At 68.5% G+C, this 17,890-nt stretch carries 8 protein-coding genes; 6 read left to right on the plus strand and 2 right to left on the minus strand.

Annotation, left to right across the window (positions count from 1 at the left end; all coding sequences use genetic code 11):
* Window positions 1-75: 75 nt before the first annotated feature.
* A complete protein-coding gene (locus FXO19_RS17800; protein ID WP_149196467.1) occupies window positions 76-3,012 on the plus strand; it encodes a TonB-dependent receptor domain-containing protein in 2,937 nt (978 codons plus the stop codon).
* A 533-nt stretch (window positions 3,013-3,545) separates the two neighbouring features.
* On the opposite strand, the gene ppa is transcribed toward FXO19_RS17800, so the two are convergent.
* Window positions 3,546-4,076, minus strand: a complete 531-nt coding sequence (gene ppa, locus FXO19_RS17805) for an inorganic diphosphatase (RefSeq protein ID WP_149196468.1) — start codon at window positions 4,074-4,076, stop codon at window positions 3,546-3,548.
* 211 nt (window positions 4,077-4,287) lie between these two features.
* On the opposite strand from ppa, the gene FXO19_RS17810 reads away from it, so the two are divergent.
* Together FXO19_RS17810 and FXO19_RS17815 are read left to right on the plus strand one after the other, a co-directional pair.
* Complete coding sequence (locus tag FXO19_RS17810; protein WP_187775844.1) at window positions 4,288-5,823, plus strand: M91 family zinc metallopeptidase; 1,536 nt, start codon at window positions 4,288-4,290, stop codon at window positions 5,821-5,823.
* A gap of 122 nt (window positions 5,824-5,945) precedes the next feature.
* The gene (locus tag FXO19_RS17815; RefSeq protein ID WP_149196470.1) at window positions 5,946-6,620 is read left to right on the plus strand and encodes a hypothetical protein; all 675 of its coding nucleotides are present in this window, start codon (window positions 5,946-5,948) and stop codon (window positions 6,618-6,620) included.
* A gap of 106 nt (window positions 6,621-6,726) precedes the next feature.
* Here the strand turns inward: FXO19_RS17815 and FXO19_RS17820 are convergent, their stop codons facing one another.
* A complete protein-coding gene (locus FXO19_RS17820) occupies window positions 6,727-8,781 on the minus strand; it encodes a sodium-translocating pyrophosphatase (RefSeq protein ID WP_149196471.1) in 2,055 nt (684 codons plus the stop codon).
* Between the two features lie 306 nt (window positions 8,782-9,087).
* Here FXO19_RS17820 and FXO19_RS17825 point away from each other — a divergent pair, with 306 nt between their 5' ends.
* From FXO19_RS17825 to FXO19_RS19340, 3 genes are all read left to right on the plus strand, one after another.
* Complete coding sequence (locus FXO19_RS17825; RefSeq protein WP_149196472.1) at window positions 9,088-9,600, plus strand: hypothetical protein; 513 nt, start codon at window positions 9,088-9,090, stop codon at window positions 9,598-9,600.
* A 149-nt stretch (window positions 9,601-9,749) separates the two neighbouring features.
* A complete protein-coding gene (locus FXO19_RS17830) occupies window positions 9,750-12,086 on the plus strand; it encodes a winged helix-turn-helix domain-containing protein (RefSeq protein WP_149196473.1) in 2,337 nt (778 codons plus the stop codon).
* A 314-nt stretch (window positions 12,087-12,400) separates the two neighbouring features.
* Window positions 12,401-17,497 carry a YadA-like family protein gene (locus FXO19_RS19340; RefSeq protein WP_187775845.1) on the plus strand — a complete coding sequence of 1,699 codons (5,097 nt, stop codon included), beginning with the start codon at window positions 12,401-12,403 and terminating at the stop codon, window positions 17,495-17,497.
* The last annotated feature ends 393 nt before the right edge of the window (window positions 17,498-17,890 follow it).

The following is a 17,890-nucleotide window of genomic DNA, read 5'->3' on the forward strand; positions in this document are numbered from 1 at the left end:
CAGCGACGCGTGCACGCCCGTAACGTGCCGAGTGCGTTTTAACGCGTCACTAACGTTACTCTGGAGAGAGAATCAATGAATCTTCGTACTCCCGCACTGCGGCGGGGGCTGCTCCCGGCAGCCATCCTGATGGCCATGACTCCTGCGATCGGCTCGGCGCAGGAGCAGGCCAGCGCTTCGGACGCCACCACCCTGGACCGCATCGAAGTGACCGGTTCGCGCATCCGCCAGGTCGACCTTGAAACCGCGCAGCCTGTTCTTCAGATCACCCGCGAAGATCTCCAGAACCAAGGCTACAGCTCGGTTGCCGACATTCTGGAAAACATCACCTCCGCAGGATCGCCGGCGATCAGCCGCGCCTCCCCGCTGAGCTCGGGTGAAGCCGTAGGCGGTACGTATATCGATCTGCGCAACCTCGGACCGCAGCGGACGCTGGTGCTGGTCAACGGTCGTCGTCTGGGCATCACCACGGGTGGCCTGCAGGACGTCTCCGCGATCCCGACCTCCATGGTCGAGCGCATCGAGATCCTGAAGGATGGCGCGTCCACGATCTACGGCTCGGATGCCGTGGCCGGCGTCATCAACATCATCACCCGCCGCAACTTCGACGGAGCGGAAGCCGGCGCGTACTACGGCCAGTGGGGCGAGGGCGATGGTGAAGTCGAGCGCTACGATATCGTCATCGGCTCGACCGGCGAGCGCACGTCGCTGACGTTCGGCGCCGAATACGCCAAGGAGAACCCGGTGTTCGCACCGGATCGCTGGTTCTCGCGCGATACGTTCCCGACCGGTCCGAACAGCGCGCCGATTCCGGGTGGCGCCTCGGGTGCGCGCAAGGAAGGCCAGTTCGGCTTCGGCACGGCTTTCGACGACGAGGGCAACCCGTATACCCCGCAGTACACCCTGCGCCGCGACGTTCCCAATCTGGACCCGACTGACTTCGCCAGCTACCGTCTGGTGGACCCGGCGCTCGACCAGACCTACCCGGGCGAGCAATCGACCGTCTACAGCGGCATTGAGCGCAAGTCGGCGTTCATGAGCGCCATCGTCGATATCACCGACAACATCAGCTTCGAGACCGACCTGCTGTATTCGGATCGCGACTCGTATGCGCGCAACGCCGGTTATCCGTTCCAGAGCGCTGCATTCGCCAACAGTGCTGGTGGCCTGTCGGAGGACAGCTACTTCAATCCGGTCGGCGAGGCGGTCAGCTACGTCCGTCGCGGTTGGGAAGTTCCGCGCGAAGTGCTCAACAGCCTGACCACCTATCGCATAAGCAACACCGTTCGCGGTTCGTTCGACTTTGGCGACAGCCGCTTCTTCGATTGGGATGTCGGCCATCTCTACAATCAGAACAAGGGTGTTCAGATCAGCACCGGAAACCTCAACACGCTCAATGTCGCGCGTGCCACGGGGGCCTCGTTCCGCAATGCGGACGGCGTGCTGCAGTGTGGGACCCCCGACAATCCGATCACCCTGGGCACGGGCCCCAACGCCTGCACGCCGTGGAACCCGCTGATCCCGTTCGGCTACGATGCGGAGAACAGCCTTGCCGATCCGAACGTGCAGGCTTATCTGTACAAGCCGGGACAGGCGCTGTCGGAAACCGAAACCCGCGCCTACTTCGCGAACATCAGCGGCACGCTATTCACGTTGCCCGCGGGGGACCTGGGTGTGGCCGTCGGCGTCGAGCATCGCAAGGAGTCGGGCAGCTTCTCGCCTGACGCGCTGGCCCAGACCGGAGATTCGACCGATCTGGCGGCCGGCCCGACCGGTGGTTCGTACAGCCTCGACGAAATCTACGCCGAGCTGCAGATCCCGTTGCTTGCCGACATGCCGTTCGCCCAGGAGCTGACGCTGAACCTCGCGTCGCGCTACTCCGATTACGACACCTTCGGTGACACCACCAACAGTAAGGCCGGTTTCACCTGGAAACCGATCGAGTCCCTGCTGGTGCGAGGTACCTGGTCACAGGGCTTCCGTGCCCCGTCGATCAGCGACCTGTACGGTGGCGAATCGCAGTCGTTCGAGTTCTATGCCGACCCCTGCGACAGCGTGTATGGCATCGCTGCTGGCAGCGAGCGTTGCCTAGCCGATGTGCCGGCGGACTTCCGTCAGCGCGCCAACACGCCCGACGGGTTCTCGGAAAGCCGCGAAGACCAGTCCGATCGCGCCTTCACGTCCGGATCGAACCCTGGCCTGACGCCCGAGGAATCGGTCAGCAAGACGTTGGGGCTGGTCTATAGCCCCTCGTTCGCCGAGGGCCTGAACGTCGCACTGGACTGGTGGAACATCCGCATCGACAACACGATCATCGACGACTTGCCGACGGCGGTGCTCGATGACTGCTATGTCCGCGGCATCGAATCTCGTTGTTCCGACCTCACAGGTTCGCGCTTTACCCGTGATGAGAATGGCGTAATCACCTCATTCTTCTATGCCGGTGTCAACGCTGGCTATCAGGAGACCGAAGGCTACGATCTCGACGTGAATTACTCGATGGACACCGATTACGGCCTTTTCCGTCTGTCCTGGCTCAACACGTACGTGTCGAAGAACGAACTGAAGCAGGACAACGACGACGCAGTCCCGCCGGAGCAGCAGAATGCGTTCTCGGGCGGTGCGGGCATCAACTTCCGTCTCCGCTCGAATGCGAGCCTGACGTGGGAGCTGGGTGACATCGGAGTGACCTGGACCACCCGTTACTTTTCGGGTGTGAAGGAGAGTTGCCTCGACGCAGCGGAGCTGCCCGAATTGTGCAGCGATCCGAACTATACTGCCCCGGACCTGAGTGGTGCGATCTCGCCGCAGAACCATATCGGCTCCAACACGTTCCATGACGTGCAGGTCCGCTGGAACGCGCCGTGGAATGCGACGGTGTCGGTCGGTGCGAACAACGTGTTCGAGCACTATTCGGCTCCGATGTACTCCAACCCGGCGTCCGGTTCGGCCTATTACGGCGGCTACGACATCGGTCGGTTCATGTACATGCAGTACCAGCAGCGCTTCTGATCCATCGGAAGTCTGCGACGCGAAAAGGCGGGCCGCTGGCCCGCCTTTTCTTTTTGCGCGTGTGCAATCCGCCGACGCTAGCGGTAGCGAGTTGGGCAGTACGCGCACCTACCCCGTTTGGTGCGATCAGGAGTGACGCGGCGTCAATGTCGAATATCCCGTGCACACCATCGAATGCCGGTCAGCAGGTAATGACAATAAACGGTCACCGCGGGACGTTGTGGGAGTGTGCGCCGGACGATTGGGTTCCGGTCTTACACTATGTTCGTGACCAGGGGAAGGCTGTATCCCCATCTGATCGTGGTAATGGGCGCAGCTGATGCTGGTTGCGCCCGTGGATCACGATAAGCATCTCTGAGTAGCGGTTACGGGTACTGAAACGGTTTCGAAGCGGCCGTTTCACCTCCATAAAATGCTAGCGACGCATCTGATCGTTTCGGCGACTAGCCGCACGCAGAGAGGCAGGCCATCGGCCTGCCTCTCTGCTTTGCTGGACTTTGGGCGGGCGGAATGCTCGTGCCGCGCCTGCGCGATCAACCTTTGCGATAGCGCTCGATCGCCTCGTTGAGGATCCGCTTGCCCTCGGCCGCGTCGCCCCAACCGTCGATCTTCACCCACTTGCCCTTCTCGAGATCCTTGTAGTGCTCGAAGAAGTGGCCGATGCGCTCCAGCCAATGCTGCGACACCTTGTCGAGATCGTCGACATGCGCGTAGCCGGCAAAGACCTTGTCGATCGGCACGGCGAGCAGCTTCTCGTCGCTGCCGGCCTCGTCGGACATCTTCAGTACGCCGACCGGGCGGCAGCGGATCACCGAGCCCGGAATCAGCGGCAGCGGCAGGATCACCAGCACGTCGGCCGGGTCGCCGTCGCCACAGACCGTGTGCGGCACGTAGCCATAGTTGCAGGGGTAGCGCATCGGCGTGGACAGCACGCGATCGACGAAGATCGCGCCGCTGGTCTTGTCGACCTCGTACTTGACCGGCTCGGCGTCCTTGGGGATTTCGATGATGACGTTGATTTCGTCCGGCGGGTTGTTGCCGGTGGGGACGTGATCCAGGCCCATGCGGTACGGCTCCAGCAGTTGCGTGCGCGACGGGCCGCACACAGGGGATGAGGGAAGGCAGGACATTTTACGCGGGTTTTTGCTGCACTGCGGCACGGTCCTTCCGACCTCGGGTCGACCCCAGCATGGGGTACGCCCTAGCTTGGCCGGTTCCGTACCTTTGCGTATCTATACGTCACCGTACTGTTACCGCGCAGGTCCCGCCATGTCCATGAGCCTCGATCCCGCCACCAGCCCCACCGCGTCGCAGCCGACCCAGACCTACTGGGACAACGCCGCACGCAACGAGGACCGGTTCGCCGAGGCGCCGCTGCAAAGCGAGGACATCGGTGCCGTCGATCCTTCCCGCGACAGTGCCACGGACGGCGCCGTCACCATCAACGGCAATGACGCGGGTTCGCGTCTGCCAGATCGGCAAACGGCCGACGGCAAGACCGTCCGCAACGCCGAACTGCACCAGGGGGAGCAGGCGAGCGTTACCCGTGAGCAGACCATCGCCACCGCCGGTCCGTTCCAGACCTACGTCAGCAGCGACCAGGTGGTGTTCACCACTGGCGAAGGTGACGACGACGTGCAGGTCAGCCAGCGCGACGACGGCACCCTGGACATCGAGGTCAACGGCGAGCGCTACGAGGTCCGCCTGACCGAGCAGCAGGAACTGACCCTGCGCACCGGCGGCGGTAACGACACCATCGCGGCCGCGTCCAACGTGACCGTCAACATGGTGGTCGACGGCGGTGCGGGTGACGACCGTATCGCGACCGGCAACGGCGACGATCGCATCGATGGCGGGATCGGCGACGACGTGATCGAGAGCCTCGGCGGCCGCAACGACATCTTCGGCAATGCGGGCGACGACCAGATCCAAGGGGGCACCGGGATCAACGTGGTCTACGGGGGAGACGGCGACGACGTGATCCGGGGCGGGGGCCAGGACGGCTATCTGGAAGGCGGGGCCGGCAACGACGAGATCCACGTCGGTGCGGGCGACGACATCGTCTCCGGGGGGCTGGGCGACGACGTGATCCATTCCGGCGCCGGTACCAACGCGATCTATACGGGCCAGGGGGAGGACATAGTCGAGGGTGCCACCGGCACCGACACCGTCTACATGCAGGCCAGCGACCTGATCAACGCTGCCACCGGCGCCAATCCGACGGTGGTCAATGTCGAAATCGACGCCAGCGTCGGCAACCGCGGTATCACCGTCACCGGCTCCGACGCCTTCCGCCAGCGCGTCGAGGCCGACATGGAGTTCCTGCGCTCATCGCCCAACGGGCAGCAGATGCTGGCCGAATTCGATGCCGCTGCCGAGGCCAAGGGCAATACGGTGACGATCAAGGAGCTGGCCAACGAGCAGAACGGCTACGCGCAGACCTTCAGCCGTGATGCCGACATCGTCAATGGTCGGCCGGGCGCCGGCGGCGACGTGGATATCAGCTACAACCCGTCCTTCCACATGGACGCTTTCCCGGCGCCCGTCGTGGTGCTGTACCACGAGATGTCGCACGCCTATAACGGCGTCAACGGCACCTTCCTGTCCGGCACCTATGTCGGCGAAGGCCCGGATTCCGGCAGCGTACCCAATGCCGAGCGCCAGGCGGTAGGCCTGGAGAGTTCCGCGGAACCCTTCGACTTCGATGGCAATCCGGACACGCCGCCCACCACCCACAATCCGATCCACCTGACCGAGAACGGCATCCGCCGCGAGCTCGGGCTGCCGGATCGTCCGAGCTACGCCTTGTGATCGACCGCTGAGCGACGATCGCGATCTGCCACGGAAGGAGGGGCGGGCGACCGGCGTTCATCGCCGGTCGCCCGTCATCTATTAAGCTTCGGGCTGCGGCATCCGTCCGAGGGAGAAGCCGAATGTCCATGCGATTCCTGTCCCCCCGGCCGCGCCATGCCGCGGCGTTCGTGCTGATGGGCACGACGATGGCGTGTGCGCACGGCGTGCCGCCAGTGAGCGATGCCTCCGTCCAGACCGCCGCCGAGACCGCCGCCATGTCCCGTTCCGAAGCCACCAGCACCACCGTCGAGGGCGAGGGCGCCCGCCTCGAAGTCTCTTTCCAGGCGACAGCTGGCGGTCCGCTGCAGGTCCGCTATCGCGTGCACAACACCGCGGATGCCGATCTCGCCGTGTTCGATCGCGGCAACCGCCATGCGGTGCTGATCGGGCGCCAGCACGGCGGCGCGGTCGGCGATCCGAGCTTTCGCGAGGACGGCGGCGACGTCACCCTGAGCCACGTCGCGCTGCCGCTGGCACAGCCGTCTCCGACCGTGCCGCCGGTGCCGCTGGCGGCGAAGCTCGTGGCCGGCGGGACGCTCGAAGGCGCCTTCGCCTTCACCGCACCGACGGCCGAAGCACCGAAGCGGATGCGCTGGTGCCTGGGCGTGGCGCCGTTCGACGAGGCCGACTTCAGCGCGCCCGAAGAGATCGACGAGGTCGAAATCTGGCAGGCGTCGTTCGCGCTGGCGGAGCGGCAGCAGACGCTGTGCACTCCGTGGTTCGACCTCTCCAGCGGGATGTTCGCGCCCGACTGAGTCCGCGGGGTCGGGACTTCGGAGATAAAGAACACGGCGGCCATGAGGCCGCCGTGTTCGTGCGCCAGACGCGTTGTCGGCGCATGGTGCGATGCCGGTTGCGTTTCTACAGCAGCGGCACGAGGAGCAATGCCACGATGTTGATGATTTTGATCAGAGGATTGATGGCCGGGCCGGCGGTGTCCTTGTAGGGATCGCCGACGGTGTCGCCGGTGACCGCGGCCTTGTGCGCCTCCGAGCCCTTGCCGCCGAAGTTGCCGTCCTCGATGTACTTCTTGGCGTTGTCCCAGGCACCGCCGCCGGTGGTCATCGAAATGGCCACGAACAGGCCGGTGACGATGGTGCCGATCAGCAGGCCGCCCAGCGCCTCCGGCCCGAGCAGCAGGCCGACCACGATCGGCACCGCCACCGGCAGCAGCGACGGCACGATCATCTCCTTGATCGCCGACTTGGTCAGCATGTCGACCGCGCGCGAGTAGTCCGGCTTGGCGGTGCCTTCCATGATCCCGGGGATCTCGCGGAACTGGCGCCGCACCTCCTCGACCACCGAGCCGGCGGCGCGGCCCACGGCCTCCATCGCCATCGCCCCGAACAGGTACGGGATCAGGCCGCCGATCAGCAGGCCGATGATCACCATGTGGTTGGAGAGATCGAAGGTCGGGGCTACGTACGCCACCCCGTCCGCCAGCGCCCTCGCCGAACCCACGGTGTCGAGGTTGTGGGTGTAGTCGGCGAACAGCACCAGCGCTGCCAGCGCGGCCGAGCCGATCGCGTAGCCCTTGGTCACCGCCTTGGTGGTGTTGCCGACCGCATCCAGCGGATCGGTGACGGCCCGCACTTCCGGCGGCAGCTCCGCCATCTCGGCGATGCCGCCGGCGTTGTCGGTGATCGGGCCGTAGGCGTCGAGCGCCACGATCATGCCGGCCATCGACAGCATGGCGGTGGCGGCGATGGCGATGCCGTACAGGCCGCCGAGCAGATGGCAGGCCCAGATCGCGATGCAGACCGCGATCACCGGCAGCGCCGTCGACTTCATCGAGATGCCCAGGCCGGCGATGATGTTGGTGCCGTGGCCGGTGGTCGATGCCGATGCGACGTGCTGCACCGGCTTGTACTGGGTGCCGGTGTAGTACTCGGTGATCCAGACGATGGCGCCGGTCAGGATCAGGCCGATCAACGCGCAGACGTAGAGGTTCGTCGCGCCGTGGCTGTTGTCGGCCATCAGCTCGGCGGTAATCGGGTAGTACAGGATCGCGGCGATCACGCCGGAGACGATCACGCCCTTGTACAGCGCGCCCATGATCGAGCCGCCCGGCTTCACCTTGACGAAGAACGCGCCAATGATCGAGGCGATGATCGAGGCGCCGCCGAGCACCAGCGGGTACAGCGGGCCGTTGCTGCCGACCTCGGTGACCATCAGGTAGCCAAGCAGCATGGTGGCGATCACCGTGACCGCATAGGTCTCGAACAGGTCGGCGGCCATGCCGGCGCAGTCGCCGACGTTGTCGCCGACGTTGTCGGCGATCACCGCCGGATTGCGCGGGTCGTCCTCGGGAATGCCGGCCTCGACCTTGCCGACCAGGTCGGCGCCGACGTCGGCACCCTTGGTGAAGATGCCGCCGCCCAGGCGCGCGAAGATCGAGATCAGCGACGAACCGAACGCCAGGCCGACCAGCGCGTGCAGCGCGTCCTCGCCCGACATGCCCATGGCGTTGAGGACCACCCAGTAGCCGGCGACGCCGAGCAGGCCCAGGCCCACCACCAGCATGCCGGTGATCGCGCCGCCGCGGAAGGCGACGTCCATGGCCGGGCCGATGCCGCTGCGCGCGGCCTCGGCGGTGCGCACGTTGGCCCGTACCGAGACGTTCATGCCGATGTAGCCGGCGGCGCCGGAGAGCACGGCGCCGAGCAGGAAGCCGATCGCGGTGGCCCAGCTGAGGAACAGCCCCACCAGCAGGAACAGGACGGCCCCGGCGATCGAGATCGTCATGTACTGGCGGTTGAGGTAGGCGCGTGCACCTTCCTGGATCGCGCCGGCGATCTCCTGCATGCGCGCATTGCCCGCCGGTTGCCGGTTGATCCAGCGCGCCGAAATCACGCCGTAGAGAATCGCGACGACCGCGCATACCAGCGCCAGCCACAAACCGTATTGCTCCAGCATGAAACCCCTCCCAGAGTGAATGCCAAGACGACAGTACTGCGGTGATGATCCCCCTGTGCCCGGAACGGACCGGCCGCATCGCAGCCATGAAGACCTGCCTGTTGCGCGAGCCCGCCGACTATGGCACACGGTCGCGGACAGGCCAAACCGTTTCCAAGTCGATGGTCACCGGCCCGCGGCCGGCGACCATGCCTGGATGCGAAGTCGGCCATTCGCACCGATGTGTCGGCCTTGCGGCCCTTGCCGTGTCGCTCGATTCAGCCGGCGCGTGGCAGGCTGCTGCGCTGCTTCCGAGGAGTCCCCGCCATGTGCCGTTTCGCTCCCTTCCTGTTGGTTGCGTTCTTGGTCGCGCCGGCCGTCCTTGCTGCCGACGGGCCGGAACCCGAGATCGAGCGTGAGACCGCACCGCCGCAGGCGATCGGCGCCGCGCATACGCTGCGCCAGATTCCCGAGGCCTGCGCGCGGATCGAGGGCGTGTTCACAGGGGAGGCCGAGCCGCCGTACCGGTTCTCGGTCCTGCAGGCCAGTCCCGGTTGCCAGCCACGGGCGCGGCTGGTCAATGCCGACGAGGTCCGACCGGATCCCGCTGACGGTTGGTTGCTCAACGATGTAGTGCGCATCCCCAGTGCGGCCTGCCCGTCACAGCAGGCGGTGGCGCGGATCTGGCGCAAGCCCGCGACCGCGTCGCTGCAGACCGACGCGCAGGGCCGGGCGCGCATCTATCTCGACGAGGCCCGCGCGCAGGCCGAGGCCGGGCAGGTGCCGCAGCCGGAACTCTACGCCGCGCAGCTGCGGGTCGAGGGCGAGGGCTGCGACTGAGCCGGCCCTGGGCGGTCACGGCGCCTGCCGGGCGCGGTGGCCGGGCACCTGGGTCATACTAGGGAACCCGCCGGCCGGTGCCCGACCGCCGGCAACTGTCTCCCGATAGCCATGCCGTCGGCGGGCGATCTCCGCCGGCCGTAGGATCGATGTCGAGCACCGCCTACCGTTTCTGCGAATACCTCCTCGATTGCCGCGCGCGCGAACTGCGCCATCGCGGCGAGGTGGTCGCGCTGCCGGCGCGCGTGTTCGAGTGCCTGCAAACCCTGATCGAGCATCGGGAGCGCGCGGTCGGGCGCGATGAACTGGCGGTCGCCATCTTCGCCCGCGACAACGTCTCCGATGCGCAGCTGAGCCAGATCGTGCTGCGGGCGCGGCGCGTGGTCGGCGACGATGGCCAGGAGCAGCGGCTGATCCGCACGGTGCCGCGCTACGGGTTCCGCTGGGTCGCGGACGTCGAGGCCTTGCAGGTCGCGGAGGAGGCGGGGGCGGTGCCCGAACCGGCGGCGTCCCCCCGAAGCGATGCGCCGGAGGCGGCGGCCGCCTTGCCGATGCCCGCGGAGTCGGACCCGACGCCACGGCGGCAGCGCCGGATCCTGATCGTTCTCGCGTCGATCGCGATCGTGTTGACGGCGGGTGCCTGGTGGGCAGTGTCGCAGCGCGAGCGGCCGGCTCCCGCCGCCGATGCCGGTGGCAGCGCGCGGCCGAGCGCTGCGCTGATCGTGCTGCCGACCAGGGTGGAGGGGCCGCAGGCCGCGGCCTGGGCGCGCCTGGGACTGATGGACTTCATCGGCGATCGTTTGCGCCGCAACGGTCTGCCGGTGGCGTCGAGCGAAAGCGTGCTCTCGCTGCTGCACGAAAAGGAGCGCGACGTGGTGGCCAGCCAACTGCGCCGCGCCGCGGGCGAAGGCTGGATCATCAGCAGCCGCGCCCGGCATCGCACGCAGGGTTGGCGCGTCGAACTCACCGCCAACGGCAGCGACGGCGCCTCGCGGCGCGCCACCGGCGAGCACGCCGACCTGCTGCAGGCCGCGGACCAGGCCAGCGGCCGATTGCTGGCGGCGCTGGGACGCAGCGACAGCGGCGCGGGCATCGACCTCAGCCTTGCCGAGCGCCTGCAGCGCGCGCAGGCGGCGATGCTGGGCAACGAGCTCGACACCGCGCGTCGGATCCTGCAGGACGCGCCGGAACTGCAGCGCGACGAACCGCAGCTGCGGCTGCGGCTGGCGCAGGTGGATTTCCGCGCCGGCAAGCACGCCGAGGCGCTGGTCGAGGTGGATCGCCTGCTGACGACCGCCACCGCGCGCGACGATCCGGTGTTCCGCGCACGCGCGCTGCTGGTGCGCGGCGCCATCTGCGTGCGCCTGGACCGTTACGCAGAGGGCGAGCGCAACTATTCGGCGGCGATCCGCCTGCTCGACTCCGACGAGCACGTGTCGTTGCTGGGGGGCGCGCTCAATGGCCGCGGCGTGACCCGGGCCGCGCTGGGCAAGTTCGCCGGCGCACTGGAGGATCTCGGGCGGGCGCGCATCCTGCTGGCGCGCACCGGCGACCTGCTGTCGGTGGCGCGGGTCGATGCCAACCTCGGGCATCTCGAGGGCGAACGCGGCCGGCCCGCGCAGTCGCTCGAATACCTGGGCAAGGCGGCGGCGGAGTTCCAGCGCTTCGGCGCGGTCAACGAGCTGGTGGCGATGCACGCGGCCCTGGGGGGCACCCATCTGAAGCTGCTGCAGCCGGATCAGGCACACGCCGCCATCGAGCAGGCGTGGGCGCTGCGCGAGCAGGTCAGCGATGTCACCCTGGTCACCAGCGTCGCGCTCGGTCGCGCCGAGGTAATGATCCGCGAGGGCCGGTTCGAGGCCGCGCGTGCGCTGCTGGAGGAGCACGGCGACGGCCCGGTGTTGCCGGGCGATTTCCATCGCAAGGACGCGCTGCAGGCGGAGCTGGCCTGGCGCAGCGGCGATCCGGCGCGGACCATCGCGATCGTCGATGCCGCCCTGCAGGACTGGTCGCCGGAGACCTGGGAATCCCGCCTGCGCTGGATGCAATGGCTGCGGCAGCAGGCGGCGCTGCAGAGCGACCGGCCGCTGCGCGATGACATCCTGGTCGGCGCCGACGCCGGCGTGACCGGACGCCTGCTCGAGGCGCTCGCGGCCCGCGCGCAGGGCCGCAACGACGATGCCGAGCGCAGCTACCGTGCCGCCGTGGCGCAGGCCGAGCAGGAGGGCGTGCCCGGCGACATCGCGCAGGCGGTGCTCGCCTACGCGCCCTGGCTGATCGAGCGCGGCGAACTGGCCGAGGCCACTGCCCTGGTCGGGCGGGTCGCGCCGTGGACGGGCCGCGATTTCGATCTCGCCCTGCTGCAGGCCCGGTTGTTCCATGCCCTGGGCCAGGCCGAGTCCCTGGAGGCGGCGCTCGAGGACGCGCGGCGCCTGGCGGGAGAGCGCCGGATTCCCGAGGCGCTGCGGCAACCGCCGGACCCTTAGATTTCGCCGCCCCGGCGACCCTGCACCCGCGCCGCAAGCCTGCGCGGGGGCCTCGTCATGCCCGATCGCCGGCACCGCTGTCGCTTGCGCGAGTGCCGGCCACGGCGGCAAGCCCCTGATTGGAAGGGGATAAATGTCGAGATAAAGCGGTTGTCATCGAATTGGAATGGCATCCGCGTCCGCCTGCTGGCAAGCATCGATGACTGCAGACCACGACCGAACAGGCCGCGGTCATCATCCGGGGCGGGGCTGGCGTCATCCCACACGTGGCCTCCCTTCCCGGGTCCGGATTCACCTGGAGGAGGGAGCACATCATGAAACGTACGACCCTGGCGCTAGCCATTGCCGCCCTGATTGCAGCCGCGCCCGCCGTGGCGATGGACCCGCAGCGCACCGCGGCCGCGACCGCCGACGGCGAATGTGAATCGGGCGCCGGCCCGGACATCGCCGGGGAATGCCCGACGGACCCCGTCGTCGCCGACAGCGCCGATACCGATGCGATGGCGCTGTCGCAGCTGGAGCAGGCGACCGAGCCCAGCCGCTACTTCGCCGCCAGCGGTGGCCCGGACAACGACCAGGCGGCGGCGGTCGAAGGCGATTTCGCCACCGCTGCCGGCTCCGGCGCCTATGCCGGAGCGCTCGGCGCCTCGGCCTTCGGCAGCGGCGCGTACGCGTTCGGCGAGCACGCGACCGCCAGCGGTTACAACAGCGTGGCGACCGAGCAATGGAGCACCAGCTACGGCGCCTTCAGCGAGGCGACCGGGGAAAGCGCCGTGGCGATCGGCGGCCAGCTGAAGATGATGATCGGCACGCCGGGAGAGTGGGACTGGGTGGAAGTCGACGTCTCCACGGTGGCTTCCGGTTATGGGAGTACCGCCATCGGCGCTGCCGCCCAGGCGACCGAAGCTTCCGCCACCGCCCTCGGCTCGACGGCCGAGGCCAGTGCCATTGGCGCGCTCGCGCTGGGCGCGGCCAGCACCTCCCGGGGATACGACAGCGTCGCCATCGGCGGCCAGGCCCGTGCCTACGACTTCGCTTCCATCGCGGTGGGCAGCGGAGCCGAATCGCACGGCCCACGCAGTGCGGCATTCGGCCTGGGAGCGTACGCATCGGGCGACAGCAGCCTGGCCCTCGGCGGCCACAGTGCCGTTGGCGGATTCCAGAGCGTGGCCATGGGCTGGGCCAGCATCGTCTATCCGAACAGTGATGGCGGTATGGCATTGGGCCGCAACGCGGCGGTGGCGGACGGCGTCGCCAACGCGGTGGCGCTGGGCGCGAATTCGTATGCCGACCGCGCCAACGCGGTGTCGGTGGGATCGCCCGCCCGGATACACAGGGAGGGCTCGCCGCTGCAAGCGCAGATCGAGGCGATCGACCGCCAGATCATCCACGTGGCGGCCGGCACCGAGGACACCGACGCGGTCAACCTGGGCCAACTGAAGGAGGCGACCGCCCATAACCGTTATTTCGAGGCGACCGGCGACGAGGACAACGACCAGGAGGCGACCGCGCACGGCGACTTCGCCACCGCGGCCGGCTCCGGTGCGTACGCCGGCGAACCGGGCGCGTCCGCCTTCGGCAGCGGCGCCTTTGCCTTCGGCGACCGCAGCACTGCGGTCGGCTTCGACAGCATCGCCTCGGCCGACAACGCCGCCGCGTTCGGTGCCGGGGTCGAGGCCAGCGGCGAGGGCAGCACCGCCGTCGGCGGACAGATGCAGGTGATGAACGGCGAGACCTGGGAGTGGGAGACCTGGAGCACCACCGCCTCCGGCAAGGAGAGCACCGCGCTCGGCGTGGCGGCGCGCGCGACCGAGTACAGCGCGATCGCGATCGGCGCCACTTCCGAGTCGAGCGGCAGGAGCGCCATCGCCCTGGGTGGCGCGAGCACCGCCCGCGGCGACCGCAGCATCGCCATTGGCAGCCAGGCGCGCGCCTACGAGGTGTTGGGCGTGACCATCGGCGCCAGCGCGCAGACGCACGGGCCGCGCAGCGTCGCGGTCGGCGCCAACGCGATCGCCTACGACGAATCCAATACCACCGTCGGCCAGTTCTCCGGCACCGCGGGTGCGTATTCCAGCGCCTTCGGTCGCCAGGCCAAGGGCCGGGTGGAGCGCAGCACCGCGCTCGGTGCGGAAACCGACGTGCTGGCCGTCAACAGCGTCGCACTGGGCGCGTATTCGGTCGCCGACCGCGAGAACACGGTATCGGTCGGGTCGGTCGGCGCCGAGCGGCAGATCGTCAACGTCGCCGCCGGCAGCGAGGGCACCGATGCGGTGAACCTCGACCAGCTGAACGCCGCGACCGAGGACAACCGCTATCTCGCCGCCAGCGGCGGTCCGGACAACGAGCAGGAAGCGTCGGTCGAAGGCGACTACGCCACCGCGGTGGGATCGGCCGCCCATGCGGTCGGGCTCGGCGCCTCTGCGTTCGGCAGTGGCGCGTTCGCGATGGGCGAGTACGCCACCGCCGGCGGCTTCAACAGCGTGGCGTCGGCCAAATGGTCCACCAGCTATGGCGTCGGCAGCCAGGCCACCGGCGACAGCGCAGTCGCGGTGGGCGGACAGATGGTGGTGGTCAACGGCGAGACCTGGGAAGAGGAGATCTGGTCGACCGAGGCATCGGGCCAGGAGAGCACCGCCATCGGCACCGCCGCCCGTGCGACCGGCTACGGCAGCACCGCGCTGGGCGTGGTGTCGGAGGCCAGCGGCGACAGTGCCACCGCCCTTGGGCAGGCCAGTACCGCGCGCGGCGACCAGAGCGTCGCCATCGGCGGCCAGGCGCGCGCCTACGACGTGTTCAGCACCGCCGTCGGCAGCTGGTCGCAGGCGCGCGGCCCGCGCAGCACCGCGCTGGGCGTGGGCGCGATCGCCGAAGGCGACAGCAGCCTGGCGCTGGGCGGCCAGGCCGCCGTCGGCGGCTATCAGAGCGTGGCGCTGGGCTGGAACAGCATCGTCTTTCCCGACACCAATACCAGCATGGCGCTCGGGCCGCACTCGCAGGTCGCCATCGGTGCCGACAATTCCGTCGCGCTGGGCAGCTACTCGTACGCGGACCGGCCCAATTCGGTTTCTGTCGGCACACCCGCGCGCATCCATGACGGCGTGATCCCGGTCGACGTCGAGGCGATCGACCGCCAGATCACCCACGTCGCCGCCGGCACCGAGGCGACCGACGCGGTCAACCTCGGCCAGCTGAACGAAGCGACCGCGCACAGCCGCTACTTCGAGGCCACCGGCGATGCCGACAACGACCAGCCGGCCACGGCGGCCGGCGAGTTCGCCACCGCCGCCGGCTCCGGCGCCTATGCCGGCGAGCTGGGCGCCTCGGCCTACGGCAGCGGCGCGTTCGCGTTCGAGAAGCACACCACCGCCACCGGCTTCAACAGCACCGCCTCGGCCGACTACGCCTCGGCCTACGGCGCAGGCAGCGAGGCCACCGCGGATTCCGCGACCGCGATCGGTGGGCACCTGTACGTGATGAACGGCGAAACCTGGGAGATGGAGGAGTTCGCCACCATCGCCTCCGGCCGCGAAAGCACCGCGGTCGGCGCCGGTGCCCGCGCGCTGGAGTACGCCTCGACCGCGGTCGGCGCCGGCGCCTACGCCGGCGGCGAGATGGCGGTTGCGATCGGCGGCAGCGCGCGTGCCGACCGCAGTACGGCGGTCGGCGTGATGTCGGTGGCGGCAGGCGAGTTCGCCACCGCGTTCGGCGAAGGCTCGACCGCCGCCGCGATCCGCACGCTCGCCGTCGGCAGCGGCAGCGGCGCGTTCGGCGAGAGCTCGACCGCGGTCGGGCAGGTGGCGCGCGCCTACGGCGAGGAGAGCGTCGCGCTCGGTTTCCGCAGCCAGGCCGACAGCCTGTCCAGCATGGCGCTGGGCGTGGACGCCTGGGCAATGGCGGGCAACAGCGTCGCGTTGGGGCGTGGCGCCATCGCCGACCGCGAGAACACGGTCTCGGTCGGCAGCGAAGGCGCCGAGCGCCAGATCGTCAACGTCGCGGCCGGCACCGAGGGCACCGATGCGGTGAACCTGGACCAGTTGAGCGCCGTCGCCGACGAGATCGGGCATATCAGCGAAAACGCGATCACCTATGACGACGACAGCCACGATCGCGTCACCTTCGACGGCGCACAGGGCACCGTTCTGGCCAACGTCGCCGCGGGCGAGGTGTCGGAGGAGAGCACCGACGCGGTCAACGGCAGTCAGTTGTTCGAAACCAACGAGCGCGTCGGCGTGGTCGAGGGCCGCGTCGACGGCATGGAAGACCGCATCGGCGACATCGAAGGCGTGGCCGTGAACGCGGTGACCTACGACGACGACAGCCACGACCGCATCAGCCTCGATGGCGAGAACGGCACCCGGCTGGGCAATGTCGCCGCGGGGGCGATCAAGGCCTCCAGCCGCGATGCGGTGAACGGCGGGCAGGTGCACGCGGCGATGGATTCGGTCGCCACCGCCTTCGGCGGCGGCACGGTGGTGGACGCCAACGGCAAGCTGATCGGGTCGGTGTTCGCCGTCCAGGGCAGCTATTACGGCAACGTCGGCGACGCCCTCGGTGCACTCGACGGTGCGCTGTCGGGGCTTGACAGCCGGGTTGGTGCGTTGGAGCGAGGTGGCAACGGCAATGGAAACGGCAATGGCAATGGCAATGGCAATGGCAATGGCAATGGCAATGGCAATGGCAATGGCAAGAGCAGCGGCAAGGGCCTAGCAGTCGGCAACTCCAGCGTCGCCGCCGACGACAACGACACTGCGATCGGCAACGGTGCGACCGTGGACGCCGAGAACAGCACTGCGGTGGGCAGCGCCGCGTCGGTCTCGGTGGAAGCGACCAACGCAGTCGCGGTCGGCGCCGACGCGAATGTCGAGGCCGCTTCGGGCACGGCGGTGGGCCAGGGTGCCAGCGTCACCGCCGAAGGCTCGGTGGCGTTGGGGCAGGGATCGGTTGCGGACCAGGCCAATACGGTCTCGGTCGGCAGCGCCGACAACCAGCGCCGCGTCACCAACGTCGCCGAAGGCGTCGACGACCACGATGCGGCCAACGTGGCGCAGGTCGAAGCCGGCGATGCGCGCACGCTGAACCAGGCCAAGGCCTACACCGACGAGCAGTTCGCCGCCTGGGAGGACAACTTCACCTCGCTGCGCGGTGAGGTCGACGAACGCTTCCGCCACCAGGATCGCCGCATCGACCGCATGGGTGCGATGAGCGGCGCCTACGCCGGCATGGCGCTCAACACCGCCGGACTTGCCGGACAGAACCGTGTCGGCGTCGGCGTCGGCGCCCAGGGTGGCGAGCAGGCGATCGCGATCGGTTACCAGCGCGCGCTCGGCAACCGCGCCAGCATCTCGTTCGGCGGCGCGGTGGCCGGTGGCGAGAGCAGCGTCTCCGCCGGCGCCGGCTTCAGCTGGTGATGACGGCCGGCCTCGCCGAGCCGGGATCCGCAGCGTCCCATGTGGCGCTGCGGGTCGTGGCCGGACCTTGGCGGGTGGTGCCGCCTCCAGGCTCCGGAGGCCGGTGCCTGCGGCCATCGAGAGTCGCGCCAATCGGCATTTCCGCTCGCACCGCGTTGGAGATGCCGAGAACCACTTTCCCGGCCGTCTGCCGCTGGCCCGGGCTCGTTCCCGGGCGGCGGCAGGCGGTTCTTTTTATTCTTCGTATGGTGAGGAGAAGTTTAGATGTCGATGAAGCGTAAGAGCCTGTTGTGCGCCGCGATCGCCGCGGCGATCGGAATGCCGGCGGCGTTCGCCGTCGGTCCGCAGGCGGTGATCGGTGATTCGAAGATCGCCCAGCCGACCGCTGCCGCC

The organism is Luteimonas suaedae (genome assembly GCF_008312895.1).
Classification (GTDB): domain Bacteria; phylum Pseudomonadota; class Gammaproteobacteria; order Xanthomonadales; family Xanthomonadaceae; genus Luteimonas; species Luteimonas suaedae.

What these genes read in the sequence shown, in the direction of transcription:
- FXO19_RS17800 (WP_149196467.1), top strand. Translation starts at nt 76, where the DNA reads ATGAATCTTCGTACTCCCGCACTGCGGCGGGGGCTGCTCCCGGCAGCC.
- ppa (WP_149196468.1), bottom strand. Translation starts at nt 4,076, where the DNA reads ATGGGCCTGGATCACGTCCCCACCGGCAACAACCCGCCGGACGAAATC.
- FXO19_RS17810 (WP_187775844.1), top strand. Translation starts at nt 4,288, where the DNA reads ATGAGCCTCGATCCCGCCACCAGCCCCACCGCGTCGCAGCCGACCCAG.
- FXO19_RS17815 (WP_149196470.1), top strand. Translation starts at nt 5,946, where the DNA reads ATGTCCATGCGATTCCTGTCCCCCCGGCCGCGCCATGCCGCGGCGTTC.
- FXO19_RS17820 (WP_149196471.1), bottom strand. Translation starts at nt 8,781, where the DNA reads ATGCTGGAGCAATACGGTTTGTGGCTGGCGCTGGTATGCGCGGTCGTC.
- FXO19_RS17825 (WP_149196472.1), top strand. Translation starts at nt 9,088, where the DNA reads ATGTGCCGTTTCGCTCCCTTCCTGTTGGTTGCGTTCTTGGTCGCGCCG.
- FXO19_RS17830 (WP_149196473.1), top strand. Translation starts at nt 9,750, where the DNA reads ATGTCGAGCACCGCCTACCGTTTCTGCGAATACCTCCTCGATTGCCGC.
- FXO19_RS19340 (WP_187775845.1), top strand. Translation starts at nt 12,401, where the DNA reads ATGAAACGTACGACCCTGGCGCTAGCCATTGCCGCCCTGATTGCAGCC.